We start from the raw sequence: 506 nt of genomic DNA, 5'->3' as shown, positions 1-506 counted from the left end.
AAGAGTTGAACGAGGTTGGATCCGCTGGATCGAACGGCGTTACCGCTTTATCAATCGCTTTTGCACTTGCATCGAAGTTCGCAACAAAATCAAGCTTATCTGTCGCTTTCGCGTTGAGTGACGATGTTGATACTTGGATGTTACCTACAGAACCCGTCATCAGGTTGTTGTTGCTATCTACGCTGTAACCTTGCAACTTCGCGCCATTGTTCGCTGTTACAAAGTTGCTCTTATCCGTACCAAATACGCCAGAACGAGTGTAAAGCGTTTGACCCATGTGATCTTTTGTCACAAAGAAGCCGCTGCCGTTGATCGCCAAGTCCATTGAACGACCAGTACCCGTGATTGAACCGTTTTTATCGAAGTTTTGTGAAATAGACGCAACTTCTACGCCGCCAGGTTGCATGCCGTTGTATACCGCTGCGAACTCTGTGCGCGCACCTTTAAAACCATACGTTGAAGCGTTGGCAATGTTGTGGCTGATCGTGTTTAGCTCTGTGTTGGTC

Annotated in this window: 1 protein-coding gene; it reads right to left on the bottom strand. The window is 47.4% G+C overall.

Annotation, left to right across the window (positions count from 1 at the left end):
* Positions 1-506 (bottom strand): flagellar hook-basal body complex protein (locus R7040_RS30285; RefSeq protein WP_318098169.1); only part of this gene is annotated, 506 nt, incomplete at both ends.

The sequence above is a fragment of the Vibrio sp. 1069 genome (genome assembly GCF_033340555.1).
The sequence above is the reverse complement of the archived record's forward strand: the minus strand, read 5'-3'. Positions and strand labels throughout refer to the sequence as shown.